22 protein-coding genes are annotated in these 25,402 nt (G+C 50.0%); 20 read left to right on the top strand and 2 right to left on the bottom strand.

Annotation, left to right across the window (positions count from 1 at the left end):
- Positions 1-88 precede the first annotated feature (88 nt).
- The 11 genes from thiD to ACOBQJ_RS01435 all read left to right on the top strand — a co-directional run bounded on the left by thiD (position 89) and on the right by ACOBQJ_RS01435 (position 11,042).
- Entirely contained in the window at positions 89-895 is an 807-nt protein-coding gene (gene thiD, locus ACOBQJ_RS01485; protein ID WP_421069933.1) for a bifunctional hydroxymethylpyrimidine kinase/phosphomethylpyrimidine kinase, read from the top strand.
- On the top strand, positions 888-2,099 hold the full coding sequence (gene cytX / locus ACOBQJ_RS01480) for a putative hydroxymethylpyrimidine transporter CytX (protein ID WP_421069932.1): 1,212 nt from the start codon (positions 888-890) through the stop codon (positions 2,097-2,099). The genes thiD and cytX overlap by 8 nt, the downstream gene beginning before the upstream one ends.
- Positions 2,089-2,892, top strand: a complete 804-nt coding sequence (thiM, locus tag ACOBQJ_RS01475; RefSeq protein WP_421069931.1) for a hydroxyethylthiazole kinase — start codon at positions 2,089-2,091, stop codon at positions 2,890-2,892. Before cytX ends, thiM begins: the two co-directional genes overlap by 11 nt.
- Positions 2,883-3,503: a thiamine phosphate synthase gene (gene thiE, locus ACOBQJ_RS01470; protein WP_421069930.1), complete on the top strand. Its 621-nt coding sequence runs from the start codon at positions 2,883-2,885 to the stop codon at positions 3,501-3,503. The genes thiM and thiE overlap by 10 nt, the downstream gene beginning before the upstream one ends.
- Positions 3,504-3,509: 6 nt before the next feature.
- Positions 3,510-4,142, top strand: a complete 633-nt coding sequence (locus ACOBQJ_RS01465; protein WP_421069929.1) for an MtnX-like HAD-IB family phosphatase — start codon at positions 3,510-3,512, stop codon at positions 4,140-4,142.
- A 117-nt stretch (positions 4,143-4,259) separates the two neighbouring features.
- On the top strand, positions 4,260-5,102 hold the full coding sequence (locus ACOBQJ_RS01460; RefSeq protein WP_421069928.1) for a ClpP family protease: 843 nt from the start codon (positions 4,260-4,262) through the stop codon (positions 5,100-5,102).
- Positions 5,099-5,311 (top strand): YlzJ-like family protein, encoded by a 213-nt coding sequence (locus tag ACOBQJ_RS01455; protein WP_421069927.1) that lies wholly within the window; start codon positions 5,099-5,101, stop codon positions 5,309-5,311. Before ACOBQJ_RS01460 ends, ACOBQJ_RS01455 begins: the two co-directional genes overlap by 4 nt.
- Before the next feature lie 300 nt (positions 5,312-5,611).
- Positions 5,612-6,403 (top strand): undecaprenyl-diphosphate phosphatase, encoded by a 792-nt coding sequence (locus tag ACOBQJ_RS01450; protein WP_421069926.1) that lies wholly within the window; start codon positions 5,612-5,614, stop codon positions 6,401-6,403.
- Between the two features lie 118 nt (positions 6,404-6,521).
- A complete protein-coding gene (locus ACOBQJ_RS01445; protein WP_421069925.1) occupies positions 6,522-8,759 on the top strand; it encodes a DNA translocase FtsK 4TM domain-containing protein in 2,238 nt (745 codons plus the stop codon).
- 397 nt (positions 8,760-9,156) lie between these two features.
- Positions 9,157-10,221 (top strand): tRNA 2-selenouridine(34) synthase MnmH, encoded by a 1,065-nt coding sequence (mnmH, locus tag ACOBQJ_RS01440; RefSeq protein WP_421069924.1) that lies wholly within the window; start codon positions 9,157-9,159, stop codon positions 10,219-10,221.
- 80 nt (positions 10,222-10,301) lie between these two features.
- Positions 10,302-11,042 carry a helix-turn-helix domain-containing protein gene (locus ACOBQJ_RS01435; protein ID WP_421069923.1) on the top strand — a complete coding sequence of 247 codons (741 nt, stop codon included), beginning with the start codon at positions 10,302-10,304 and terminating at the stop codon, positions 11,040-11,042.
- 301 nt (positions 11,043-11,343) lie between these two features.
- On the opposite strand, the gene ACOBQJ_RS01430 is transcribed toward ACOBQJ_RS01435, so the two are convergent.
- Together ACOBQJ_RS01430 and ACOBQJ_RS01425 are read right to left on the bottom strand one after the other, a co-directional pair.
- Complete coding sequence (locus ACOBQJ_RS01430; protein WP_421069922.1) at positions 11,344-12,189, bottom strand: DegV family protein; 846 nt, start codon at positions 12,187-12,189, stop codon at positions 11,344-11,346.
- 66 nt (positions 12,190-12,255) lie between these two features.
- Positions 12,256-13,884 carry a DAK2 domain-containing protein gene (locus ACOBQJ_RS01425; protein WP_421069921.1) on the bottom strand — a complete coding sequence of 543 codons (1,629 nt, stop codon included), beginning with the start codon at positions 13,882-13,884 and terminating at the stop codon, positions 12,256-12,258.
- Between the two features lie 183 nt (positions 13,885-14,067).
- Between ACOBQJ_RS01425 and ACOBQJ_RS01420 the strand changes: the two genes are divergently transcribed.
- From ACOBQJ_RS01420 to ACOBQJ_RS01380, 9 genes are all read left to right on the top strand, one after another.
- A complete protein-coding gene (locus ACOBQJ_RS01420) occupies positions 14,068-14,565 on the top strand; it encodes a YajQ family cyclic di-GMP-binding protein (protein ID WP_421069920.1) in 498 nt (165 codons plus the stop codon).
- 47 nt (positions 14,566-14,612) lie between these two features.
- Positions 14,613-15,941 carry a 30S ribosomal protein S12 methylthiotransferase RimO gene (gene rimO, locus ACOBQJ_RS01415; protein WP_421069919.1) on the top strand — a complete coding sequence of 443 codons (1,329 nt, stop codon included), beginning with the start codon at positions 14,613-14,615 and terminating at the stop codon, positions 15,939-15,941.
- Between the two features lie 216 nt (positions 15,942-16,157).
- Entirely contained in the window at positions 16,158-18,083 is a 1,926-nt protein-coding gene (locus ACOBQJ_RS01410) for a PocR ligand-binding domain-containing protein (RefSeq protein WP_421069918.1), read from the top strand.
- 139 nt (positions 18,084-18,222) lie between these two features.
- The gene (locus ACOBQJ_RS01405) at positions 18,223-18,795 is read left to right on the top strand and encodes a hypothetical protein (RefSeq protein ID WP_421069917.1); all 573 of its coding nucleotides are present in this window, start codon (positions 18,223-18,225) and stop codon (positions 18,793-18,795) included.
- Positions 18,779-20,260, top strand: a complete 1,482-nt coding sequence (locus ACOBQJ_RS01400) for an AAA family ATPase (RefSeq protein ID WP_421069916.1) — start codon at positions 18,779-18,781, stop codon at positions 20,258-20,260. Before ACOBQJ_RS01405 ends, ACOBQJ_RS01400 begins: the two co-directional genes overlap by 17 nt.
- Positions 20,261-20,417: 157 nt before the next feature.
- Positions 20,418-21,659, top strand: coding sequence for a competence/damage-inducible protein A (locus ACOBQJ_RS01395; RefSeq protein ID WP_421069915.1), 1,242 nt, complete (start codon positions 20,418-20,420; stop codon positions 21,657-21,659).
- 198 nt (positions 21,660-21,857) lie between these two features.
- Positions 21,858-23,450, top strand: a complete 1,593-nt coding sequence (locus tag ACOBQJ_RS01390) for a DEAD/DEAH box helicase (RefSeq protein WP_421069914.1) — start codon at positions 21,858-21,860, stop codon at positions 23,448-23,450.
- 215 nt (positions 23,451-23,665) lie between these two features.
- Complete coding sequence (gene recA / locus ACOBQJ_RS01385) at positions 23,666-24,709, top strand: recombinase RecA (protein ID WP_421069913.1); 1,044 nt, start codon at positions 23,666-23,668, stop codon at positions 24,707-24,709.
- Entirely contained in the window at positions 24,706-25,176 is a 471-nt protein-coding gene (locus tag ACOBQJ_RS01380; RefSeq protein ID WP_421069912.1) for a regulatory protein RecX, read from the top strand. Before recA ends, ACOBQJ_RS01380 begins: the two co-directional genes overlap by 4 nt.
- The last annotated feature ends 226 nt before the right edge of the window (positions 25,177-25,402 follow it).

The raw sequence follows: 25,402 nt of genomic DNA, 5'->3' as shown, positions 1-25,402 counted from the left end.
TGTAGCCTTTTGCCAGTTCAGGTAAAAGGCTATTTTATTTTTCCGGGGGTGATTGTGCTTTATTAGTTTAATAATGGGGGGAGTTGCAATGAAGACAGTATTAACAATCGCGGGATCAGATTCATGCGGCGGCGCGGGCATACAGGCTGATTTGAAAACGTTCAGCGCGCTCGGTGCTTACGGCATGAGCGTAATCACGGCTGTTACCGCACAGAACACCATGGGCGTTTTCAGCGTAAGGGAGCTGGACGTCGATATTATCAGGGAACAGATCGACTGCCTGTTTGATGATATCAAAATAGACGCGGTTAAGGTAGGGATGGTATCTAGCATTGAAATTATCGATGTGATCGGGGAGTGCCTGAAAAAGAACAATGCGGCTAATATCGTAGTCGACCCGGTTATGGTATCTAAGAGCGGCTACCACCTGCTGCGGGAGGAGGCCAAGGATGAACTGGTTAAAGTGCTGTTTCCACTGGCTGAAGTGGTGACTCCGAACCTTTTCGAGGCGGAGCTGATCACCGGTGATAAAATTGAAAACCTGGCGCAGATGGAAAAAGCAGCGGTGAAAATAAACGGTCTCGGCGGGATTAAGGTAATTGTAAAGGGCGGCCACTTAACCGGTGACGCTATAGATGTCGTGTACGACGGCCAAAATTTCAGCTACCTGAAGGGGACGAGGATAGAGACAAAAAATACCCACGGCACAGGCTGCACATTCTCATCGGCCATAGCGGCCCTGCTTGCCAGGGGATACCCGATCCCGGAAGCGGCCAGGCTGGCGAAAGAATATATTAACGGCGCCATTGAACATTCCTTCGAACTCGGCCGCGGTGTCGGCCCGACCAACCATTTTTACAATTTATATCAGAAGGCAGGTTATCAAAATGACTGAAGCGGGAAAGACAGGAGGTTTTAGCTTTTTCACCCTCTGGTTTGGAGCGGCCGTTTCACTGGCGGAAATCATGACGGGCAGTTTAATCGCACCCCTTGGCCTGAAACAGGGTTTGATCGTGATCTTTACCGGACACCTCATCGGCGCCCTGATCCTGGCCCTGGTCGGGGTCATCGGCTTCAGGGAAAAAAGCCCTTCGCTGATGTCCAGCCGCCTGTCGCTGGGCAGGTACGGGTCATATATCATATCATTTTTCAATATCGTCCAGCTTATCGGCTGGACTGCGATAATGCTGATCCAGAGCGCCAGGTCGCTGCAGTCGATTACCGGCAGGCTTTTCGGCTTTGACAATTTTTACATTCTAGTGGTGATCACCGGAATATTGGTATTGATATGGGCCTTGAACACAGAAAACGCTATCAACACGGTAAACCATATCGCAGTTGGGCTGCTCCTGGTCCTCTGCCTGGTGATGCTGAAGTCGGTTATTTCAGGAAACGAAGTGAAAGAAATCGCGTCAAATATAACTTTCGGGGCGGCGCTCGAACTGAGCATTATTATGCCGCTGACCTGGCTGCCGCTAATATCGGATTACACCATGATGGGCAGGAGCGCCAGGGGCAGCTTTTGGGGCAGTTTCGGGGGGTATTTCATAGGGAGTTCCTTTATGTACGCGATCGGCCTGGTGTCCTCAATATACGCGGGCACGCCGGACCCCATCGGCGTTTTAACCAGCCTTAACCTGGGATTGTCGGCCTTACTGATAGTGGTGCTGTCAACCGTCACCACAACCTTCCTTGACGTTTATTCCGCTGTAATGTCCACTCTCAATGTGACCGCGAAAATATCGAAGAGCAAACTGATCTTTATTTTCGGCGCACTGGGAATACTGCTGGCCATGTATTTCCCCATGGAACAGTATGAGAATTTCCTGTATATGATCGGGTCGCTTTTCGCGCCGGTTTTCTCCGTCGTAATCGCGGACTATTTTATATACAAGGACAACCGTTCGCGCGACCTGTTCAATTTCACCGGCCTGGCCGCGGCAGCGGTCGGGGTGGCGTCATACTATGTCTTTATCGGGCAGGACCTGCTTATAGGAGCCACCATACCGTCCATGACGGTTACGCTGCTGGTGTACGCTGTCTTCAGGTATGTGAAAAAAGCTTTTGTTGTAAAAGGAGAGGAAAAATATGCTCAGTAAGATTGCTGGCGTGCTAAGCGCTGTAAGGGAAAAAACCCCGCTGGTGCAGGCTATTACCAACTATGTTACCATAAACGACTGCGCCAATATCCTGCTCTGCTTCGGCGCCTCACCCGCTATGTGCGAAGCTAAATCGGAAGTCGAAGATTTTGCCGGCCTGATTTCGGCGCTGTATATCAATATCGGCACACTTAATGAAGAACAAAAAGAAGCGGCGGTACTCGCGGCCCGGAAGGCCTCATCCCTGAACAAGCCGGTCGTGCTGGACCCGGTCGCCTGCGGGGCCATACCCAGGAAAATGGACGTTATAAAAGAGCTGCTGGAAGTCTCTAAAATTTCTGTGATCAAAGGAAATACCGGGGAGATCAAATTTCTCGCCGGGCATGCGGGGAAGGTCAGGGGCGTGGATTCCATAGATGACGGGCAGGGGGCGGTTGAAGCCTGCCGGTTGCTGGCCGGGCGGTACGGCACAGTTGTTGCCGCCACCGGGGAAACTGACATTATTACTGACGGCGAGAGGACCTGCCAGGTTTATAACGGAACAAAAATGCTGACGATGATTACCGGCGCCGGGTGTATGGTTGGCGCGCTGGCTGCCGCCGCGGCGGGCGCCAGTGATGACCGGTATATTTCCAGCGCCGCCGCGCTCTTGGCCATGGGACTGGCCGGGGAAATGGCGGCTGACTCGCTGGGAAAAGTCCTGCCGGGGACTTTCCGGGCCAGGCTTTTTGACCATATATATAATTTGTCAGAAGAAGATATAATGAAAAGAGGGAAAATCGAATGTCTGTAGACTACAGCCTCTACCTTGTTACGGACCGGGGCATGCTCAGGGATATAAGTTTATACCATGCGGTTGAAAAGGCGATCAGAGGCGGTGTGTCTCTCCTCCAGCTCAGGGAGAAGGACGCGGGCAGCGGTGAATTTTATAATATCGCGCTGGAGATGAAAAAGCTGGCCAACTCATACGGTGTGCCGCTGATTATCAACGACAGGCTGGATATCGCTCTCGCGGTGGACGCGGACGGGCTGCATATAGGACAGGAGGACCTGCCCCTGGAGGTCGCCAGAAAGCTGCTTGGCCCGGGAAAAATACTCGGGTATTCAGTTTCAAATGTGGCTGAGGCGGTATACGGGGAGAAAAACGGCGCGGATTATCTCGGGGCTGGCCCGGTTTACCGCACCGGGAGCAAGGTGACCGAAATTGAACCCATCGGTGCGGCAGGGCTGAAAAATATAAAGGGAAGTGTATCAATACCCATCGTCGGTATAGGCGGAATCGGGATGCCCAATATAGATGAAGTAAAAAAATCTGGGATCGAGGGCATATCCGTCATATCGGCGATATTGGCCAGGGATGATATCGAAGCGGCGGCCAGTGATCTTAGAAACGCCTGGAGGTAATATGGGATGGGTATAGTTTTATTTGTCGACTTTGACGGGACCATAACTAAAGAGGACACCTGCGCCGCCATGGTCGAGGCGTTTGCCGGCGACGGCTGGCGCGAGATAAATGATCGCTGGGAAAGGAAAGAGATCTCCACGGAGCAGTGCGCGAATATGACCTTTAATCTTTTCCAGGCTGACCTCAACGATCTTAAAAAGCTGCTGGACACCGTGGAAATAGACGAGTATTTCATGGAATTCCTGGCGTTTTGCCGGAAGCGAAATCACTTGGTATACGTGCTCAGCGACGGCTATGATTTCTGCATAGACGCTGTGTTTGACAAATATGATATTGAGGCGCCCTATTACGCCAACAAAATGGTATATGACGGGGGCTTCAAAATAGAGTGTCCCGGCTCGAACCCCTCGTGCGGTATCTGCGGCACCTGTAAAACCAGGCTGATGGAAAAGCTGAAAGGCGAGGGGAATACGGTTATATATGTCGGGGACGGTTATTCGGACACCTGCCCCGCCACTAAGGCAGATATTGTTTTTGCCAAGAAAGACTTGTACCGGTTCTGCCGGGACAACGGGATCAGCGCCAGGTATTATGATGATTTCAGCGATGTAATTTCATATCTGGTTTCAGTGAAATAAAGCTTTCACGGAAATTGTAATTTCACGCTTATAAATACACGGGTTTGAGTCCGTGTATTTTTTTTATTATAAATGCATACTAAGAGTGCTGAAAATAACAATGCTGGAGTGAAATGAATGAAAAAGCAGGGCTTTGATCCCGAACCAGGCGTTTTTCCTTATACCCCTGTTCCGCCGCCGGGGCCGGGCGTTGAGCCGGAACCGGAGCGGCGTGAAGACCCGGACCGGAACGACGATCCCGATCGTGACCCCAGGCACGGCCGCAGGGTGTCCGGCAAGTCTAAAAGTTCCCTGGAGGCGATGAAAGAAGTAGGGTCAACGCCGGTGCCGGAGATAAAAAGCAATATCCACTGCCTCACCATCATCGGCCAGATTGAAGGGCACCTGGTCCTGCCGCCCCAGAATAAGACCACCAAGTACGAGCACATGATCCCGCAGCTGGTGGCCCTTGAGCAGGCTCCAGAAATAGAGGGTATCTTGATTGTCCTCAACACGGTAGGCGGGGACGTGGAAGCCGGCCTGGCCATAGCAGAAATGATTGCCGGCATGTCCAAACCGACGGTGTCGGTAGTCCTGGGCGGGGGGCACTCCATAGGCGTGCCGATCGCCGTGGGAACGCAGTATTCTTATATCGCCAATACAGCCAGCATGACCATCCACCCGATCCGTCTCAACGGGCTGGTTATCGGTGTGCCGCAGACCTATGAATACCTGGACAAGATGCAGGACCGGGTGGTCCGTTTTACCATAGAGCACTCAAAAATATCCGAGGAAAAGTTCCGCGAATTGATGTTCCGCACCGGGGAGCTGGCCAGGGACATCGGGACGGTTTTAATCGGTCGGGAGGCTGTGGACGTGGGGTTGATTGATGAAGTCGGCGGTATCGGCGACGCTGTCAAAAAGCTAAACAGCCTGATCGAGGAGCGTAGACAGAACCGGAAAGAGGTGCCTCTCCAATGATCTTGTATACCCCTGTGCAGTTGGAACTGGTGCTGGAGGGTTTCGACAAAACCAATTACCCCGATTATGAGGAAATTAATTTTAAAGGTGTCCCGATGGTGGTTGAAAGCACAGACTTCGGCAGAAAAAGGATAGTAAAGCTTTTAAGCACCGACCCGTTTGACTACCTTAAGCCGGAGATGACACCGGGCAGCATAATTGAGACGTGAGAAGTGGGACGTGAGACGTGAGAATCCGGGCATTCCTTTTGTGCCGTTAGAATTTAAAGAAATTAGACGTGGGATTTAATTAAAAACTTTTTCACAGGATTAACAAGATTATAAGGATTTACAAGATTAAAACACAAATAAATTAATGACTGTCATATTATAAGGGCTTACAAAATTAAATTGTTTTAAAATCCAGTTAATCTATTTTAAATCCTGTTAATCCTGTGAAAATTGTTTTTGTTTTTTAGGACAGGCCTCCCGTGCTATAATTATTAAGTATGAGTATCGGGAGGTGTTTTTTTGACTGTATTACAAGCCCTGGTGATGGGCGTCATACAGGGTCTGGGCGAATTTCTCCCCATATCCAGTTCAGCCCACCTGGTATTAGCGCCGTGGGTTTTTGGCTGGAATGATCCCGGCCTTTCATTTGATGTGGCGCTGCACATGGGGACACTCTTTGCCGTGGTGGCGTTTTTCTGGAGGGACTGGGTGGAGCTCTTCAGCGAGGCGATTATAAAGCGCAGGGGCACAAAAAAAGCCTCGCTGTTCTGGTACCTGGTGATAGCGACCATCCCCGGCGGGCTGGCCGGATATATTTTAGAAGAACAGGCCGAGACTGTTTTCAGAAACCCGCTGCTTATAGCGACCATGCTGATTATTATGGGTTTAATACTATTTTTGGTCGACCGGCGCGCTGTAAAAAGGAAAGAGATGGGCGGTATATCTCTTTCAGACAGCCTGCTGATCGGGCTGTCACAAGCATTTGCCATTATACCGGGCGTTTCCCGCTCCGGTGTAACCATGACCGCGGGGCGGGCCCTTGGCCTTACCCGCGAAACCGCGGCCCGGTTTTCGTTTTTGCTGTCCACCCCGATTATTTTTGGGGCGGGAGTAATGCAATTAAAAGAAATTGCGCTCGCAGATATTAACCTGGCTTTCATCACTGGAGTAGTTTCATCCGCGGTAGTAGGGTTCCTGTCCATCGGATTTCTGCTGAGATACCTGACTGAACGCAGTTTCGCTCTGTTCGTATGGTACCGGTTCCTGGCCGGTCTCGCGATTATCGCGCTGGTTTATATCAGAATGCCATAGCGCGGCTGTTCAGAACTACAGGAATTTAAGCCCTCCCGATAAGCCGGGAGGGCTATTTTTATAAGTATTTAAAGGAATTTCAGCCAGACTGTGGTATATTATTTCTGGAGGGTTTAACATGGGTGCTCTAAGTCAAATAAAAGACGAACTCAAATATGAAATATTTGGCATTGCCCTGATCGCGCTGGGCGTTTTGGGTGTTGTCTGCCTGCTTTCGCCTGATGCAGGCCTGATCAGCGGAATTATTGACAAGGCTCTAAAAAGCATTGCGGGCGAGGGGCGTTATATTTTTCCTTTCCTTTTAATCCTGATCGGGGCGAAACTTGTGCGCAACCGGGCCCAAGCCAGTATATCCGAAAGAATGTACGGGGTAATACTTTTATTCCTGGTTGTTCTCGCGTTTTTTCACCTGGTTATTCCGGTTGAAGATTCCTTTTCGGCCGGCTTCGCCGGTGACGGGGGCGGGCTGATCGGAGCTCTGATTACCTTTATCTGCATAAAATCCTTTGGTATCATAGGCACGTATGTTATCTTGATTACCCTGGGCCTGATTTCACTGCTCCTGCTGACCAACCTCTCTACAGCGTCCATGGTCAAGGGGTTTACCGCCAGGGTGCGGGAAACCGGCAAAAACACGGCGCGCGGCGTCATGAATTTCCTTTTTGAAGAGGTGGAGGATGAAAAACAAACCGAGCCCGCCGCACCAGTTATAATTGACCATGAGGGGGAGCAGTTTTCAATAGTCAAAGGGCAGAACAGCATCAAAGAAAAAAGAGAAAAGGAACGGGTACCTGTTCTGAACACTGCTGTTAAAAAGAATGTGGAGATCCCGTCTGATTCAGCCGGGGCAGTTGCTGCAGATGCGCCAAAGGAAGCTGAAGAGACGTTCCCGGTCTTTATTAAGGACCTGGCGCCGGAACTAAACAGTTTCCACCTGCCGCCCATTTCCATTCTCTCACGGCCGCACCGGATTAAAAATATCCGTTTGAGCAAGGATATTAATGAGAATATACGCATATTGGAGGAGACCCTGGAAAGCTTCGGGGTTAAGGCCAAGGTAATCCAGGTCTCCAGGGGGCCGGCCATTACCCGCTATGAAATCCAGCCTCCTTCCGGGGTGAAAGTCAGCCGTATCGTCGGGCTGGCCGATGACATTGCCCTGTCCATGGCTGCGCCGGATGTCCGCATCGAGGCGCCCATTCCCGGCAAGGCCGCCGTGGGAATTGAGGTGCCGAACAAGGAGATTTCCATGGTCCACCTGAGGGATCTCCTCGAGGCGCAGGAATTTATCCAGTCTGGATCCAAGCTTACAATAGCGCTGGGTAAAGATATAGCGGGCAATCCCGAAGTGGCCGACCTTGCCAAAATGCCGCATTTATTGATAGCGGGCGCCACCGGTTCGGGCAAAAGCGTATGCCTCAACACATTAATCGCCAGCATCCTGTTCAAAGCCACGCCGGACGAAGTGAAGCTGCTCATGATAGACCCTAAAATGGTTGAACTGGCGACCTACAACGGCATTCCGCACCTGGTCAACCCGGTGGTCACTGATCCCAAGAAGGCTGCCACGGCGCTGCGCTGGGCGGTGCGGGAGATGGAACGCCGCTATGAACTTTTCGCGCAGTCAGGCGTGCGGGATATAACCCGTTACAACAAGTTGTTTAAAAACAAGGAACCCGGCGGCGGGCTGCCGCTGCCCCTGATTGTGGTAATCATTGACGAGCTGGCCGACCTGATGATGATTGCGCCGGCGGACGTGGAAGACGCTGTCTGCAGGCTGGCGCAGATGGCCCGAGCCGCGGGGATACACCTGGTTGTCGCTACCCAGCGCCCTTCCGTGGATGTGATCACCGGCCTGATTAAAGCCAACATCCCATCAAGGGTTTCATTCGCTGTTTCATCACAGATAGATTCCCGTACGATCCTGGACATGGCCGGAGCTGAAAAACTGCTGGGGAAAGGGGATATGCTCTTTTATCCCGTGGGAGCGGCCAAGCCGGTGCGGATCCAGGGGGCCTACCTGTCTGACCGCGAAGTGGAGGACCTGGTCAATCACCTGAAAAAACAGGCCGAACCGGTATATGACGATAAGATCCTTACCGTAGAACCTGAAGAAGAAGCAATGCCCGAAATGGAGGACGAACTGCTGGCGCAGGCGGTAAAGATCTTGATTGAAAGCGGGCACGCGTCAATTTCCATGCTGCAGAGAAGGCTGCACATAGGGTATGCCAGGGCCGCGCGGCTGATCGACATGATGGAGCAGAGAGGCATCGTGGGCGGCTACGAGGGTAGCAAGCCGCGGTCCATACTGATGACCCTGGACCAGTACAACCAGGTATTCAGAAAGGCAAAGTAGAGGAAAAAAATACTATTTTCACAGGATTAACAAGATTTTATAGATTAACAGGATTTAAAAAATTAATATGATTATGTTTTCGCCCTGATCACGGGTAAATAAAATATCAAAATTAAATGTTTTGTTTAAAATATATATTTATATCATGTAAATCTTCGTAATCCTGTAAATCATGTGAAAATTATTTTAATCTTTGGCCCTAAGAATTTTAATTTTCATATGGGAAGACGCTGAAATATATTTTGTTAAAAAAGGAAACCCTAAAAATAGAGCTTTATTCACGACGGGTATATGCACGTCCAGCCAATGGCTCATTTTACCAGGCCTCTGCCGCCCGTAAAATATCATGCGGTTTCGTATCTAATTAATAATTGCGAGGTTTTTGACAAGCATAAATATGGTTGCAGAAATTACAATTGATGAAGCCCTCAAAATGAAGAACGCGGTCCTGGTGGACGTGCGCTCGGAGGGTGAATACAGTGAAGACACAATACCGGGCGCTGTCAACATTCCTGTATTAGACAACGAGGAGCGGGCCATAGTCGGGACCCTGTACCGCCATGACGGTCCGGAATCCGCCAGGAGGCATGCCCTTGCGCTGGCGGCGCCGAAACTTCCCGGTAAAATAGCCGCGGTGGACCGTGCTTGCGGCGGCGACCTGGTAGTGTTCTGCTGGCGCGGGGGCGAGCGCAGCCGGTTTATGGCTTCAGTGCTCGACACCATGGGTTATGATGTATACCGCATTATAGGCGGGTACAAGTCCTACCGCCGCTATGTTAACGAGTACCTGGAAAAAGAAGAGCTGACCCAGAGGGCTGTTGTACTGCACGGGCTGACCGGAGTGGGGAAGACCGAAGTGCTGGAACTTCTGGGGCAGAAGGGGCTGCCGGTGTTGGATTTGGAAGGGCTGGCCAGGCACAGGGGATCGGTCTACGGCAAGATTGGTCTGACTCCTTCACCGACGCAAAAAGCTTTTGAGAGTGATATTGTAAAGTTTTTATCATCAATAGACGAAAATGGAATCTTTATTGTAGAGTGCGAGAGCAGGAGGGTCGGCAACCTGCTGGTCCCGCTGCCCTTGATGAACGCGATCAGGAACGGCATCCGAATTTTGCTGTATGCTCCTCTGGCAGAAAGGGTCCGGCGGATCCGTAATATTTACACGGACGGGCCCGGGGACAACGTGGAAAAGCTGCAGGAGGCCACATCAACACTGGTGAAAAGGTTGGGACGGGCCAGGGTTGAAGAACTGAACAGGATGCTGGAGGAAAGGAATTTTGAAGCTGTATTTACTTATTTGCTGACCAAATATTATGATCCGCTGTATAAATACCCGGATGGGCCAAGCGGGGAGTACGGCTGCTCAGTTGATACCAGTGACGTGGAAAGAGCGTCGGATCTAATTTTAAGTTTTATATCAGGTCTGCCGGAATTCAATTCATACGTCTGCAAACTATCATAACAATTTCTTTCGCGGGATTATTCAAAGGTATCGGTTACACGGGGATATTGAAATCACATTAGCTGCTGGGGGGCGAAGTGGTGGAGATCGGCAACACGCTAAGAGAGGCAAGACGGGCCAGGGGGCTTACCCTGGAAGATGTGGAAGAAGAAACAAAAATACGCAAGAAATACATAATGGCACTGGAGATGGAGCAGTTTGAAGTATTGCCGGGCCATATCTATGCCAAGGCATTTCTAAAAAATTACGCTAAATTTTTAAACCTCAACCTGGATCAGATCATGGATGCTTTTAAACAGAAACAGGGCATAGAGACTGTACACGAAGAGCATGACAAGCCAGTGGCTGAAAAAAAGGTTACAGCTAATAAAAAGCCGCCGTACCGCCTATATGCCGCGGCGTTACTGCTGGTAGCCGCGGTGGTTGTTACACTTGTTTACGGGGCCGGAGGGCTGTGGAAAAACAACGCCGCGGTAAAAGAAGAGGAACCGCAAAAAACCGGCCAAATCCTCGCCCAGGACAACACCGGCCAGCAGCAGGCTCCCGACCAGAATAATACCGCCGCTATTACCGGAGTAAAAGTTGATCTCAATATTATAAGTGACAGGAGCTGGATCCAGGTTATAGTAGACGGGAAGCAGGAGTTCCAGGGGGAATTGTCGGCCGGAGAAACAAGATCTTTTGAAGGCAAAGAAAATATTGCTGTCACCCTGGGCAACGCCGGCGCGGTAGAGGTGTTTGAGAACGGTAAGAGCCTCGGGTTCCTGGGTACCATGGGTGCTGTTGTAAACCGGGAATTCAAAGCGCCCGCATCTCAGTAGTATAAAAACTGCCGCAAGGCAGTTTTTTTGTCCATTGTAAACATAATCACGGGACTTAAATGGCATTAATTTCAGATAGAAACAAGGATATATTACACAGGATTTACAAGATTATGAGGATTAACAAGATTTAAATAATCTTTTAAAAAGTTAAAAAATAAAAATTTCAGTCTTAGTTCTTCCTATTCATAAATACAATATATTTTTTACCCCAATAGAACAGCAAAGCCAGTGTTATCAATTTAGAAATCCTGTTAATCTGTTTTAAATCCTGTTAATCCTGTCAATTTGTTTTTATGTTTTACTCCGGAAATACAATGATGCCCAGCACGCCGGGGCCGGTGTGGGTGCCGATTACGGCGCCGAGGGTTGAGCATACCGGCTCGTCACAGTTTAAAAGAAGCACGATTTTTTGATAGAGCTGCTTCATCCCCTCCGGGTCCATCCCGTGCACCAGGGAGCACTTGACCCTGCGCTGACCGGCCTTCTCCACTATAATTTGCGTGAGCCGTTCGATGGCTTTCGCCCTGCCCCTTATTTTTTCCAGTGGGTGCACGATGCCGTCCTTTAAATACAAGATCGGCTTGATGCTGAGGATATTTCCAAGCAGGGCCTGGGCTTTGCCGATCCGCCCGCCCCGCGCCAGGTATTCCAGGGTATCCACAATAAAATATAACATTGCTCCTGAGACCATGTGCCTTACAATGCCGAGGATTTCATCCTTGCTTTTGCCTTCGCCTGCCGCGCGCGCGGCTTCGAGCGCGATCATGCCGTGCCCCATGCTGGCCAGTTTTGAATCTATCACTTCGATGTCGGCGCCGGGGAGCATGTCTCTGGCCATCTGGGCGGACTGGCAGGTACCGCTTAAACAGGAGGAGAGATGTAAGGAGAGCACACTGCTGCCGTCTGAGGTCAGCTCCTTGAATACCTTGCAGAATTCTGCCGGCGCGGGTTGTGATGTCCTTGAATATTCCTTTTTTTCAACCAGCCGCCGGTAAAACTGCTCCGTATTTATATCCACGCCGTCCCTCAGCGGTTCATCGTCGTTAAAAATCACCTTTAAGGGGACTACGGTAATGCCGTATTTGGCCGCCAAATCTTTAGGCAGATCGGCGGTGCTGTCGGTTACAATTCTTACCTGACTCACTTAAATTGTCACACCCAACTCTTCATTATATTTCTTTAAGGACACTTGATCCGAAAACTATATATATCATTCAACGGATATAATCAGGTCGTATACTGGCTGGCCGCCTTCCTGTATTTCAAATTCATTCCCCCTGTATTTCTCCTGCAGCTTTTCAGCATATGCTTCCATGCTGTCTCTGTCCATGTTTTCCCCGTAATACAGCGTCACCAGGCTGCCGTCACCCTCAATCATCACTCTCAGGGTATCTTCGAGCACCGCGCTGAGGACCGGGCCGGACACCTTCAAATCACCGTCAATTATACCTATATATTCTTCTTTTTTAACATCTAAATTACCGTATACAGTGTCTCGTATGGCCCGTGTTATCTCAGCGGTGCGGACCGAACCCAGAGCCCCTTCCATTTTTTTTACAGCAGTGTCAAAATCGTCCCCGCTGTTGAGAGTGAGCAGGGCGCTGAGTCCCTGGGGGATGCTTTTAGAGGGTATCACGGTTATATCTTTTGCCGACATTTCACCCGCCTGCCTGGCGGAGAGAATAATATTCTTATTGTTGGGCAGTATGATAACTTTTTTAGCGGGGACCTCGCCCGCGGCCTTTAATATTTCACCGGTGCTCGGGTTCATGGTCTGGCCGCCGGCGATCACACGGTCAGCGCCAAGGCTCATCATGATGGATGTTATGCCCTCGCCCGCGCCCACAGATACAATTCCGAACGGTTTGCTGAAATTAGCCGCTCCATTGCCCGGTTTATTTTCTTTGCTTTGTTCAACCATGTTGTTTATTTTTAAATCGTGCAGCGAGCCGTACTTGAGGCAGCATTCGAGGACAAGACCCGGGTGGTTTGAATGAATGTGTATTTTTAAAAGGTCGTCGCCGCCAACGACCAGAAGGCAGTCCCCCAGCGGGGAGAGGCCTTTCTTAATGATCTCCTGCGGCAGACTGCTGCCTTTTAAAATAAGTTCTGTACAGTAGGCAAAATCAATACATTGTGGCGGTTCGAGGTTATCGGGGCTGGCTGCGGGCAGCGCGATCTCTTTACCCGGCGCCGGCGCCAGGGCTAAAGTTTTAGCTGCCGGCGAGGCTGACTTCAGAGCTCGCCTTGCGCCTTCCAGAATAGTGACAAAACCTTGGCCGCCCGCGTCGACCACACCGGCCTGTTTCAGCACCGGCAGAAGGTCGGGGGTTTTTTCGAGGGCGTTAAACGCGCCTTTAAACGCGGCCGCCATGATCCTGAGCAGGTCCACGCTGCGGCGGTTGGAAGCCTCCTCGGCGGATTTTTTGACAACGGTGAGGATAGTGCCTTCCACCGGGCTCATAACTGCCCGGTATGCCAACTGGGAACCATTGTCCAGGGCGGCGGCGATGTCTGAGGCTGAGGCGGTTTCTTTAGTGCTTAGTATTTGGGCAAATCCCTGCAGGACCTGGGACAGGATTACCCCTGAATTACCCCTTGCGCCTACCAGCGCGCCTCTTGCCGCTGCTTCCGCCACCATGCCGATATGGTCGGTTTCCAGCAGAAGAGCTTCTTTTAAAGCGGCTGTCAGAGTCTGGTACATATTAGAACCGGTATCGCCATCGGGGACGGGAAATACATTTAAAGAATCGATATGTTCTCTTGACTGCTCAAGCAATTCCACTGACCCCCGGAGGATTAATTTTAAATCATTTCCGTCAAAAGAGTATACTGCCACGATAAAGTTCCTCCTGCTTAGTGTCACTTTTTTAGCATTTCGACACGGATTCCTATTTTTCCTTTGACAGGAATGCCATCTTGGTATTAGCCATTGGAGGTAAATATACGCCTGATTACTAACCTTTGACATTTTTCATGGAAAGTTGTACATTTAATAGAAAATCTTAAGGCAGGTGTTTTTGTGGCTAAAGAAAGCACTTTTGATATCGTTTCGCGGGTAGACATGCAAGAGGTCAGGAACTCCGTGGACCAGGCTGTCCGGGAAATGCGCACCCGTTTTGACTTTAAGGGAAGCAGAAGCGATATCATCTTTGACGGGGAAGAGATCACGCTGGTCGGAGACGATGACTTTAAACTCAGAAACGTTGTTGACATCCTGGAAGGCAAACTGGTCAAGCGGGGAATTAATATCAAAGCGCTGAGGTACGGGAAAATAGAGCCGGCGGCCAAGGACACTGTCCGCCAGAAGCTTAACCTGGTGCAGGGAGTTGACAAGGAGCAGTCAAAAATAATAACCAAGCTGGTTAAAGACAGCAAGCTTAAAGTCCAGGTCACAATACAGGGGGACCAGGTCAGGGTAAGCGGCAAAAACCGTGATGACCTCCAGGAAATAATTAAAATTATTAAGGATTATGAGTTCGACATACCCCTGCAGTTTGTGAACTACCGGACTATTTAAATTACGGCTTGACAAGTGTCGAATTTTACATTTTGGAAGGATATGAGATGACCTTAAAGGTAGGGATTGTCAGCCTGGGCTGTCCGAAAAACCTGGTTGACTCTGAAATTATGCTCGGCATTATTAAGGATTCAGGCTTTGTTCTTACCAACAGTGAGGAGGAAGCCGACGTCCTGGTGATAAATACTTGTTCATTTATTGATGAGGCCAAGGAGGAATCTATCAATACTATTCTTGAACTGGCCCGGCAAAAGGTTGATGGAAAATGCCGGTCGCTCCTGGTTGCCGGGTGCCTGGCCCAGCGCTACCCGGAAGAACTTATGCGGGAAATGCCGGAAATCGACGGGCTGGTAGGCACCGGTTTTATCGCGGAGATCGCTTCCGCAATTAATAAAACTCTTGCCGGTGAAAAAGCAGTGCTGGTTGGAACACCCGGCTACCTGCACCAGGCCGATCATTCAAGAGTCCAGGCCACACCATCATATACGGCCTACCTGAAGATCGCAGAGGGCTGCGATAACCGTTGCTCTTACTGTGTTATACCGGATATAAGGGGTTCTTACAGGAGCAGGAAAATGGAAGATATCCTGGATGAAGCGGCGGGGCTCGCCGGCCGGGGCGTAAAAGAGCTTGTCGTAACAGCGCAGGATACCACCCTCTACGGCATGGATATCTATTCCAGGCTAGCCCTGCCTGATTTATTGTCTGGACTGGAGAGTATTGAGGGACTGGTCTGGATTAGAGTCCTGTACGGTTATCCCACTTATTTCAGCGACGAACTGATCGAGATAATGTCCAGGGGCAGAAAAATATGCCGCTATATAGATCTTCCCCTGCAGCATGCCTCAGACACGGTCCTCAGGCGGATGAACCGGAAAGGTAGCAGGGAAGATTACCTCAGGCTGCTGGAAAAACTGCGCCGGTCCATACCGGGAATTACCCTGCGCACATCGTTCATTGTCGGGTTCCCCGGGGAGACGGAAGATGAATTTCAAGAGCTGCTTGATTTTATGTCCCAGGTAAAGTTTGAACGGGCCGGGGTTTTTATCTATTCACGCGAGGAAAGTACCGCGGCGGCGGATATGTCAGGTCAGGTGCCGGAAGAAATTAAGATCGAGCGGCGGAAAAAGGCGATGGAGCTCCAGCAGGAAATATCATTGGAGAATAACCGGAGTAAGGTCGGTGAAACATTGACTGTCCTGGTTGAAGGCGCCGGGGAGAACGGCATGTATGAGGGCAGGACTGAAGGCGATGCTCCCGGTATTGACGGTAAGGTGTTTTTCAGCTCGCAAAGAAATTTAAATCCCGGAGATTTTGTCAGGGTATTGATTAAAGACGCGTCGTGGTACGATCTGAACGGGGAACTGTCCACATAAGACAGTCACCCTTATTGGTTCCGCTGTCAGATTCTCAGCTTAACCATCTGTTTCGCAAACCACCATTAGGTGGTTTTTTGAATTTTGAAAAAATATTTTTCGACAAGACATTATTCGACAGCATTTCCGAAGGAAATATCTCAATAATTGTATAAACACAATTAACCAACAGCAATATGTAAAATTGCCTATTTAAAGGGAGAATAAATATGTGTCATGGAGTATAAGTTCACAGATCTTGTAGATATTTCACATCTTGAAAAACTAATGGTTTCTGCCTGCGAAATTACCGGTTTGCTAAACGCGGTCCTGGATTCCAGCGGTAATATCCTTAGCAAGATAGGCTGGCAGGATATCTGCAACAAGTTCCACCGTAACTGCCCCCAAACAGAAAGCAACTGCAGGAAAAGCGACAGCTTTATCTGCGAGCACCTGCTTAAAGAGCCCTTTATTGGCTACAAATGTATAAACGGCCTTATGGATTACGCCACTCCCATCATCGTGGAAGGACAGCACCTGGCTACAATTTTTATAGGGCAGCTTCTGCATGAGCCGCCTGACGAGGAGTTCTTCCGCCGGCAGGCAAGCAAGTACGGATTTGATGAAACGGCATACATGGAAGCGCTGCGCCGTGTTCCTGTTATTCCCAAAGAAAGAGTAGTATCTATTATGTCATTTTACTCGCAGTTGGCCCAGCTTTTAGCCACGCTGGGGCTGGAGAAAAAAAGAGAACTGATCAGATCGGAAGATAAGTACAGGACTGTTTTTGAAAATTCAGGAGCAGGCACATTTATTATCGACAGAGACCTGAAGATAATAATGGCAAACATGGAAAGCGAAAGGATCTTTGGTTTTAAAAAAGAGGAGATTGAAGGCAGTAATGCCTGGACTGAATTCCTTTATAAAGAAGATTTCGAGAAAATTAAAGAGTACCATTCCCTGAGAATGGGTAATCCGGGTTCTGTCCCAAAGAATTATCAAATTAGTGTTTATGATAAAAACGGCAATATAAAAGAGCTTTACGCGACGGCCGCCATTATTCCCGATACTGAATTGACAGCGGTATCTCTGTTTGATGTTACTCAACAGAAACAGTCAAAGGAGGCGCTCAGGCAGTCCGAGGAGCGTTTTTACAAGGTATTTGACAATAGCCCCGATATAATAAATATTATTGGGATGGAAGACGGAAGGTACATTGAGGTAAATAAGAAGTTTGCAGAGAAACTGGAATATACACTCGAAGAGGTAATAGGCAGGACACCGGAGGAACTGAATATTTTCATTGATGAGAATAATTTAAATGAAACCTTTTTCAGAAAGCTGAGTGAACAGGGTAATATAAATAATGTTGAAATTAAACTTCGCACAAAGTCAGGCGAGATAATCACAACACTATGTTCTACTGAAATCATTAATATTAACGATGAGATATGCTGGCTGACAGTTTTGAAAGACATAACCGGGGAAAAGAAGATGGAGGCGGAGATGGCCCGCCTCGACCGGCTTAACCTGGTTGGCGAGATGGCGGCCGGAATTGGCCACGAGATCAGAAACCCGATGACAGCTGTGAAAGGTTACCTGCAGCTGTTTCAGGAAAAGGAGGAATTTGCCAATTACCGGGAGCAATTTAACCTGATGGTGGATGAACTGGACAGGGCGAATTCTATAATCACCGAATACCTGTCTCTGGCCAAAAATAAAGTTACTGATTTAAAAAGAAGAAGCATCAATAAAATAATAAAAAGCATTAGTCCACTGCTTCAGGCTGACGCTCTTAAAGAAGACAAAACAATAGTGTTGGAATTAGAGGATACCCCGCTGCTGCTCCTTGATGAGAAAGAAATCCGGCAGGTGATTATAAACCTTGTCCGCAACGGACTGGAAGCTATGCAGCCGGGAGGCAGCCTGTTTATCGGGACTTTTCACGAAGGCCGGGAAGTTGTTTTGTCAGTGCGGGACCAGGGCCCGGGTATAAGTGATGAAATCCTGGAAAAGCTGGGGACCCCGTTTTTTACAAACAAGGAAACCGGCACCGGGCTGGGCCTGGCGGTCTGTTACAGCATCGCTGCCAGGCATAACGCCGAGATAGAAGTAGATACCGGCCCGGCCGGGACGACTTTTCAGGTCAGGTTTAAAATCTAAAAGCAGAACCGCCTTTTCACAGGGCGGTTCTTCTCTTCCGGGAGGCTTTAACCAGCCATTTACTAGGGAAATCATATAGTGCCTGTGCTATAATGGTGTGGCTGGAATGGCGTTAATTTGTATAAGAAAGGGGATTTTCATGCAGTGGAAAGGCCTGAAATTACATGTAATTATCTTTTCCCTGCTAATCGGGATAGCTCTTATTTTCGGGGCCCAGTGGATGTACCAGAAATACAATATTAACGGACCTATTAACAAGGTATTGAGTGCAAACCAGGCTGTTAAATCATACCAGGTAAGCAGCGAGGGCGGTACACTGCTGGTGTCAGTGCATATCAACAGCGAAGCGGACCTGATGGTCCCCTATCAGGAAATAAGAAAAGACCTGGAGCAGGTCATGGGCGGAAAGAGTTTCATATTTATACTGAGCGACGACCGTGACGGTACCCTGGAACAAGTCTGGTACAGATGCCAATACGCGGTTTACCAGGCACAGGTGCAGGGCAGCTTTGTGGAGATGGCTGAAGTGATAAACCGGGAAGCCCTTGCCGGCGGATCAGAAGCAAACATCAACATTGACCAGGAATATATTTATTTGCGGCTGCGGCATCAGAATCACACTCTGGACGAGGTTATTCCCCGCGGCGCTTACCATGTTGCCGGAAATAATTGGCCTGCTGCCGGAGGTGGCGTTAATGATCAAAGAAATTAGTATAGGTATCAGCATGGCAGCGCTTTTATCCATGCTTATAATGGGTTATGATATCACCCCTTTTTTATTTTTGGCCGCCGCTGCCGGGGGACTGTATTACTTTGCCAGGATGAGGGGCTTAATTAACGTCAAAAATTTTGAAACAGTAAGCGTGGCTGAACGGCGCGATTTTTCTTTTGATGATATTGGCGGGCAGGAATCCGCTATTAAGGAACTAAAAGAGGCTCTGGATTTTATTAAAAATCACTGCAGCATCAAACACCTCGGTATCCGTCCGCTCAAAGGAATCTTACTGACAGGGCCGCCGGGTACCGGCAAAACATTAATGGCCAAAGCGGCGGCAAGTTATACCGACGCTGCATTTGTGGCGTCGTCCGGCTCAGAGTTTATCGAAATGTACGCCGGCGTGGGCGCCCAGAGGGTGAGAAAACTATTCCAGTCGGCCAGGGAAACAGCTTCCCGCCAAAAAAAGAATAACGCCCTTGTGTTTATTGATGAAATAGAAATATTAGGCGGAAAGCGCGGGAAAACCACCAGCCACCTGGAGTACGACCAGACTTTAAACCAGCTGCTGGTTGAAATGGACGGCCTCAAGGTCGATGACAATGTCAGGGTGCTGCTTGTCGCCGCCACTAACCGTGACGACATGCTTGACCCGGCTCTTTTAAGGCCGGGCCGTTTTGACCGGCGGGTTAAAGTTGACCTGCCGGACAAAGAAGGCAGGCTGCAAATATTGAAGCTTCATACCAGGAACAAGCCCCTGGCCGGGGACGTAAAGCTTGAGGCAATAGCCAAGGACACTTTTGGTTTCTCCGGCGCTCACCTGGAAAGCCTGGCCAATGAAGCGGCAATTCTGGCCATGAGAGAAGATTCGCAGGAGATATGCCAGCATCACTTTAACGAATCAATCGACAAGGTAATGATGGGCGGTAAACTTGACAAGAAGCCGTCTGAGGCAGATATGAAAAGGGTGGCCGTCCACGAGTCCGGACATGCCCTGCTCAGCGAGATAGTCCGCAGGGGATCTGTTTCTGCGGTTACTGTGACGCCGAGGGGCGACGCGCTTGGATACATGCGCCAGACGCCGGAAGACGACACTTACCTGTATACCAAGGACTTCCTGGAAAACCAGATTGCTATTATGCTGGCCGGCTCTGTAGCTGAAGAAATAATTTTAGGCAACCGGAGCACCGGCTCATCAGGTGATTTTGAGCAGGCCGTGCGGGCTGCCGACACTATTCTGCGCAGCGGCATGTCAGATCTGGGTGTGGTCTGCCCGGACAGCCTGCCGCAGGAACTGAAGCACAAAACCATAACAGGAATAGTCAACGGGCAGGAAGAGCGGGTCAAAAATTATATCATAGAATCGAAACACATCTTCAACAGCACAGTTGAAATATTGCTGGAGGAAGAAAAGATTTCAGGTGACCGGTTCCGTGAAATCATGCGGGAAAAGTTAAACTAAAAGACATAAGAATCAGCCGCCGCGGGAGCAGGACTAAAATCCTCCGCGGCGGCTTAATTATTATAGCGGGTTATCGCGCAGGGCAGTATTCCATTTCAAGCAGCTTTTGCTTTTGATCGGTGGTATGTTATAATTTAACATTGAGGATGTGGTAATAATGAAAGCGGAGTTAATCTTTACCGGCACGGAGCTGCTGCTGGGCCATATATTGAACACTCATGCCCAGTACCTGGGGGCGAAGCTTTCCGGTATGGGAATTGAAGTTGATTTAAACACTACCGTCGGCGATAACCGGGAGACGATGATCGACGTTTTGCGGCAGGCGCTGGACCGTTCCAGCCTGATCATTATAACCGGCGGCCTCGGCCCTACCACCGATGATATTACGGTCGAGGTTGTGGCCGAGGTATTTGGGCTGCCGTTAATCCTGGACCAGGTATCTCTTAAAGCTATAAAGAGGATCTTTCAAAGCCGCAGCGCCATAATGCCTGAAAGCAATGTCAAACAGGCATATTTCCCCCGGGGGGCCATAATCCTGCCGAACAACGTGGGGACCGCGCCCGGGGCTATCCTGGAAATCGGTAATAAAATTGTAATGATGCTGCCCGGCCCCCCCCATGAACTGACGTACATGTTTGAAGACGCGGTAACGCCGTATCTTGCAGGCAAGACAGGCGGCAGTGAAGTGATCAGGTACAGGGTCTTTAAGCTTACCGGCATTTCTGAATCGGCAGTGCAGGACCTGCTCAAAGACCTGGGAGGGCAGGGCAATCCCGGTATTGCCTATATGGCTAAGCCCGGCGAGATCCAGGTGCGTATTTCCGCGCGCGGCGCTGACAGCGGCCAGGCGGATGCACTCCTGGCGGACTTTGCCGGGAAAGTCAGGTCCCGCGTGGAAAAATACATTTTTGCCTGTGATGAAGCCGTACTGGAAGAACTGGTCGGGAAACTCCTGCTGGAAAGGGGACTGTCCATTGGAGTCGCGGAGTCCTGTACCGGCGGTCTCATAGCGGCCAGGCTGACCGACATACCCGGCAGTTCCGCTTATTTCAAGGGAGGCGTAGTATCCTACAGCAATGAGATGAAAAACCGGGTCTTGGGTGTTGATATTAAAATACTGGACAGTTTCGGGGCGGTAAGCAGGGAGACAGCTGAAGCCATGGCCGCCGGTGTGCGTGCAGGCACAGGCGCGGATCTGGGACTCGCTGTCACGGGAATAGCCGGACCCGCGGGCGGGACCGCGGCCAAACCCAGAGGCCTGGTTTATGTAGCGCTGGCGGCCGGCGATATCACCATCTGCCGTGGACACCATTTTCCCGGCATACGCATGGCTGTCAGGCAGGGCACCGTAAACGCCTCGTTAAACATGGTCAGGCAGTACCTATTAGATAAAGCTTAACATGCATGTTTCAGCAGGCCCTTGTCTTAACAAACATACTCTGACAGAGGAATGGGGACACATCTCACTTACAGGTATTCCTCTGATGTCAGAGATATGTCCCCTATGTAATGGACATGCCTTTTCAACGTATACCTGTTGTTAACCAATGCCAAAGAAGAGGAATGTCCGCGATTAAATTGAGGAGGAACAGGAAATTTGACTGCTTTAAAAGAAACAGTTAATTTTGGAGAGCTTAATATTAACCGGAGGGTAGCGCAGGCTCTGACCGATATGGGCTTTGAAGAGCCCACACCGATCCAGCAGCAGACAGTCCCGCTTCTTCAGGAAGGAAGGGACGTGATCGGACAGGCGCAAACAGGCACCGGTAAGACAGCGGCATTTGGCATTCCAATTGTAGAAATGGCCAATACCAGACATGGCGGAGTACAGGCTCTGATCGTGACACCGACCAGGGAACTGGCGATCCAGGTGGCCGAGGAAATTTCCCGGATTGGCAAATACCGCCGGGTGCGGACGCTGCCGATCTACGGCGGCCAATCGATAGACCGCCAGATAAGGGGACTGAGGCAGGGTGTGCAAGTCGTGATCGGCACCCCGGGGCGTCTCCTGGACCATTTGAGCAGAAAAACGCTGTCGCTGGATAATGTTAAAGTAGTAGTGCTGGACGAAGCCGATGAAATGCTGGACATGGGATTTATAGACGACATTGAATCGATTCTCCAGGCCACGCCCGAGAGGCGGCAGACCCTTCTTTTTTCGGCCACGATGCCCGAGGAAATAAGGCGGCTGGCCAGAAAATATCTGCACAGCCCTGAATTTATCACTGTCAGCAAGCAAAACTTGACCGTACCCCTGATCGAACAGGTCTATTACGAGACCAGGGAACCAAACAAACTGGAGAGCCTGTGCCGAATACTGGATTCGATGACTGTTTCTCTGGCCATTATATTTTGCAGGACCAAACGCGGTGTGGATGAACTTGTGGCCGGTCTTCAGGCGAGGGGCTATCCGGCCGCCGCGCTGCACGGCGACCTGAGCCAGTACCAGCGAAATTATGTCATGCGCCAGTTCCGCACCGGCCAGATCGACTACCTGGTGGCGACCGACGTGGCAGCGCGCGGGTTAGACATAGAAAACGTTTCACATGTAATCAATTATGATGTCCCGCAGGACCCCGAGTTCTACGTGCACAGGATCGGCCGGACAGGGCGGGCCGGGAAGAGCGGAATGGCTGTAACACTGGTTAGCCCGCGTGATTACAGGCAGCTGAGGCTTATTGAAGACCTGACCAAAACCCGCATCCGGCGCGAAAAACTGCCATCCCAGGCTGACATCCACGAGCGCCAGAAGGAAGGCATCAGAGAAAAGCTTCTCCAGATGCTGGAGGAAGGAAAACTGGCTTACTACCGTAACATTGTCGACTCTTTTGTTGATGAATATGACCCCATGGATGTGGCGGCAGCCGCCTTGAAACTCTCTCTTGACCTGGACGAGGGCGGAGACGACCTGATCGTGGAGTCCTTCGGCAACACAGGCGCGCGTCCCGGCATGACCAGGCTCTTTATGACCATCGGCAGAAAAGATAATGTCTCGACTGCGGATCTGGTAAGGTCCATCGCTGAAGAGGCTGGTATTTCGGAAAGCAGCATCGGCAATATAAATATTTATGAGAAGTTTGCGTTCGTTGAGGTTAATGAAGAATGGGCCAGCCGCGTGATAAACTGCCTGCACCACCGGACGATAAGGGGCCGCCGGGTCAGCGTGGAGCCCGCGCGCGGCAGAAATTAAAATGAGTCGTGAGTCGTGAGACTTTGGACGTGAGAATGCCAGGCAGCTATCAATGGCTAAGTATTAAAGAGAAATTAATACCACCTCGACGTGCGGCTTAAATTACTTTCTATATTTTTTTGAAATTTTAGTATTGACATTAACCAGAAATAACCATTATAATGAAATTGTAAACGAACAGGTGTTCTGTTACAGTGAGTTTGGGAGGGGAAATCATGTCAGACAAACAAAAAGCTTTGGATTTAGCTCTGACTCAAATCGAGAGGCAGTTCGGAAAAGGTTCTATTATGAAGCTGGGGTCCGCGTCCGCCAAAATGAACGTGGAAGTTATTCCGAGCGGCGCTATTGCCCTGGATATTGCCCTGGGGGTGGGTGGGGTGCCGCGGGGGCGGGTAATTGAAATATTCGGACCTGAATCATCCGGTAAAACCACGGTCGCCCTCCATATTATCGCCGAGGCTCAGAAAACTGGGGGTACGGCGGCCTTTATTGATGCCGAACACGCGCTTGATCCGAGCTATGCCAACAATTTAGGCGTTGATATAGAAAACCTCCTGGTTTCCCAGCCGGATACAGGCGAGCAGGCGCTGGAAATCGCCGAGGCTCTGGTGCGAAGCGGAGCCATTGACGTTATTGTGGTAGACAGCGTCGCCGCGCTGGTGCCCCGCGCAGAAATAGAAGGCGAAATGGGAGACGCCCATGTAGGGCTGCAGGCGCGTTTAATGTCCCAGGCTCTGCGTAAGCTTACCGGCGCGATAAGCAGGTCGCGAACAACCGTCATTTTTATCAACCAGATCCGTGAAAAGGTGGGAGTGGTTTACGGTTCACCCGAAACGACCACTGGCGGGCGTGCCCTCAAGTTCTACGCCACGATACGCCTCGAGGTGCGCAAACAGGAAAATATCAAACAGGGAACGGATATCATAGGCAGCCGCACGAGGGCAAAAGTAGTGAAGAATAAAGTCGCCCCGCCTTTTAAGGCGGCTGATTTCGATATAATGTACGGTACCGGCATATCCAAAGAAGGCAGCATCCTGGATGTCGCCGCGGAAATGAGCATTATCAGCAAAAGCGGCGCCTGGTATTCCTACGGGGAGGACAGGCTTGGCCAGGGCAGGGAAAATGTAAAAGAATACCTCAAAGATCACCCCGAACTAACTAATGAAATCGAGCATAAAGTTCGCCAGGCTTTGAATATGTTGGGCGCGAAAGAGACGGCCGGCCCGGCGGTTCAGGCTGGTGACGGAGAAATTAAGTGAGCAGTGAAACAGATCGAGCCAGGTTATTTGCATACAAGCTCATGACTTACCGTCCCCGCTCAGAGTCAGAGTTGCGGCGGCGGCTTGAATGTAGTGGTTATTTAAGCGATGTGGTTGACAGCGTCATGTTACAGCTGACGGAGCTGGGTTATATCGACGATAAAGCTTTTGCCCGCAATTGGATTTCGTGCAGGTCCGGTAAAAAGGGCAGCTACGGGCTGCGGCAGGAGCTGCTGGCTAAGGGTATTAAAATTGATGTCATCAATGCATCTCTTGCGGAGTTCAGCCCTGAAGATGAATTGTGCTCAGCATTGAAAATAGCGGAGAAAAAAATAACGCAGTGCGGCGGGTCCTGTCCTTATCCACGCCTGGCAGGTTTTCTTAAACGCAGGGGATTTTCTTATACCGTTATCAATAGTGTTTGCGCGACATTGGGTACGGGGTGTGATAGTAGCGTTCAGCCTTGACAGTATTGTAAACTTCCTGTACAATAAATACTGGGAGAAAATAGAATTGTATACTACTGTGTACGGGTTTTATTATAGATAAAATCCAATATTGTCGGGAGGTAGGAGTTTGGCAGGTTATTACTTGCCGAACTTTTAGATGGCGCTCATTTTGGTGATCTAATTTTCCTTACCTGGGACTGGACAAGTATATAAGTAGTATCAGTATATTTTCTACCGAGTTTTA

The organism is Pelotomaculum propionicicum (genome assembly GCF_048984525.1).
GTDB lineage: Bacteria > Bacillota > Desulfotomaculia > Desulfotomaculales > Pelotomaculaceae > Syntrophopropionicum > Syntrophopropionicum propionicicum_A.
Note: the sequence above shows the minus strand (reverse complement) of the source record. Positions and strands in the feature narration are given on the sequence as shown.

Coding starts and splice junctions, on each gene's coding strand:
- mnmH (WP_421069924.1), top strand. CDS start 9,157: ATGGTTGCAGAAATTACAATTGATGAAGCCCTCAAAATGAAGAACGCG.
- ACOBQJ_RS01395 (WP_421069915.1), top strand. CDS start 20,418: ATGAAAGCGGAGTTAATCTTTACCGGCACGGAGCTGCTGCTGGGCCAT.
- thiM (WP_421069931.1), top strand. CDS start 2,089: ATGCTCAGTAAGATTGCTGGCGTGCTAAGCGCTGTAAGGGAAAAAACC.
- ACOBQJ_RS01455 (WP_421069927.1), top strand. CDS start 5,099: ATGATCTTGTATACCCCTGTGCAGTTGGAACTGGTGCTGGAGGGTTTC.
- ACOBQJ_RS01445 (WP_421069925.1), top strand. CDS start 6,522: ATGGGTGCTCTAAGTCAAATAAAAGACGAACTCAAATATGAAATATTT.
- thiE (WP_421069930.1), top strand. CDS start 2,883: ATGTCTGTAGACTACAGCCTCTACCTTGTTACGGACCGGGGCATGCTC.
- ACOBQJ_RS01410 (WP_421069918.1), top strand. CDS start 16,158: ATGGAGTATAAGTTCACAGATCTTGTAGATATTTCACATCTTGAAAAA.
- rimO (WP_421069919.1), top strand. CDS start 14,613: ATGACCTTAAAGGTAGGGATTGTCAGCCTGGGCTGTCCGAAAAACCTG.
- ACOBQJ_RS01400 (WP_421069916.1), top strand. CDS start 18,779: ATGATCAAAGAAATTAGTATAGGTATCAGCATGGCAGCGCTTTTATCC.
- cytX (WP_421069932.1), top strand. CDS start 888: ATGACTGAAGCGGGAAAGACAGGAGGTTTTAGCTTTTTCACCCTCTGG.
- thiD (WP_421069933.1), top strand. CDS start 89: ATGAAGACAGTATTAACAATCGCGGGATCAGATTCATGCGGCGGCGCG.
- ACOBQJ_RS01465 (WP_421069929.1), top strand. CDS start 3,510: ATGGGTATAGTTTTATTTGTCGACTTTGACGGGACCATAACTAAAGAG.
- recA (WP_421069913.1), top strand. CDS start 23,666: ATGTCAGACAAACAAAAAGCTTTGGATTTAGCTCTGACTCAAATCGAG.
- ACOBQJ_RS01405 (WP_421069917.1), top strand. CDS start 18,223: ATGCAGTGGAAAGGCCTGAAATTACATGTAATTATCTTTTCCCTGCTA.
- ACOBQJ_RS01460 (WP_421069928.1), top strand. CDS start 4,260: ATGAAAAAGCAGGGCTTTGATCCCGAACCAGGCGTTTTTCCTTATACC.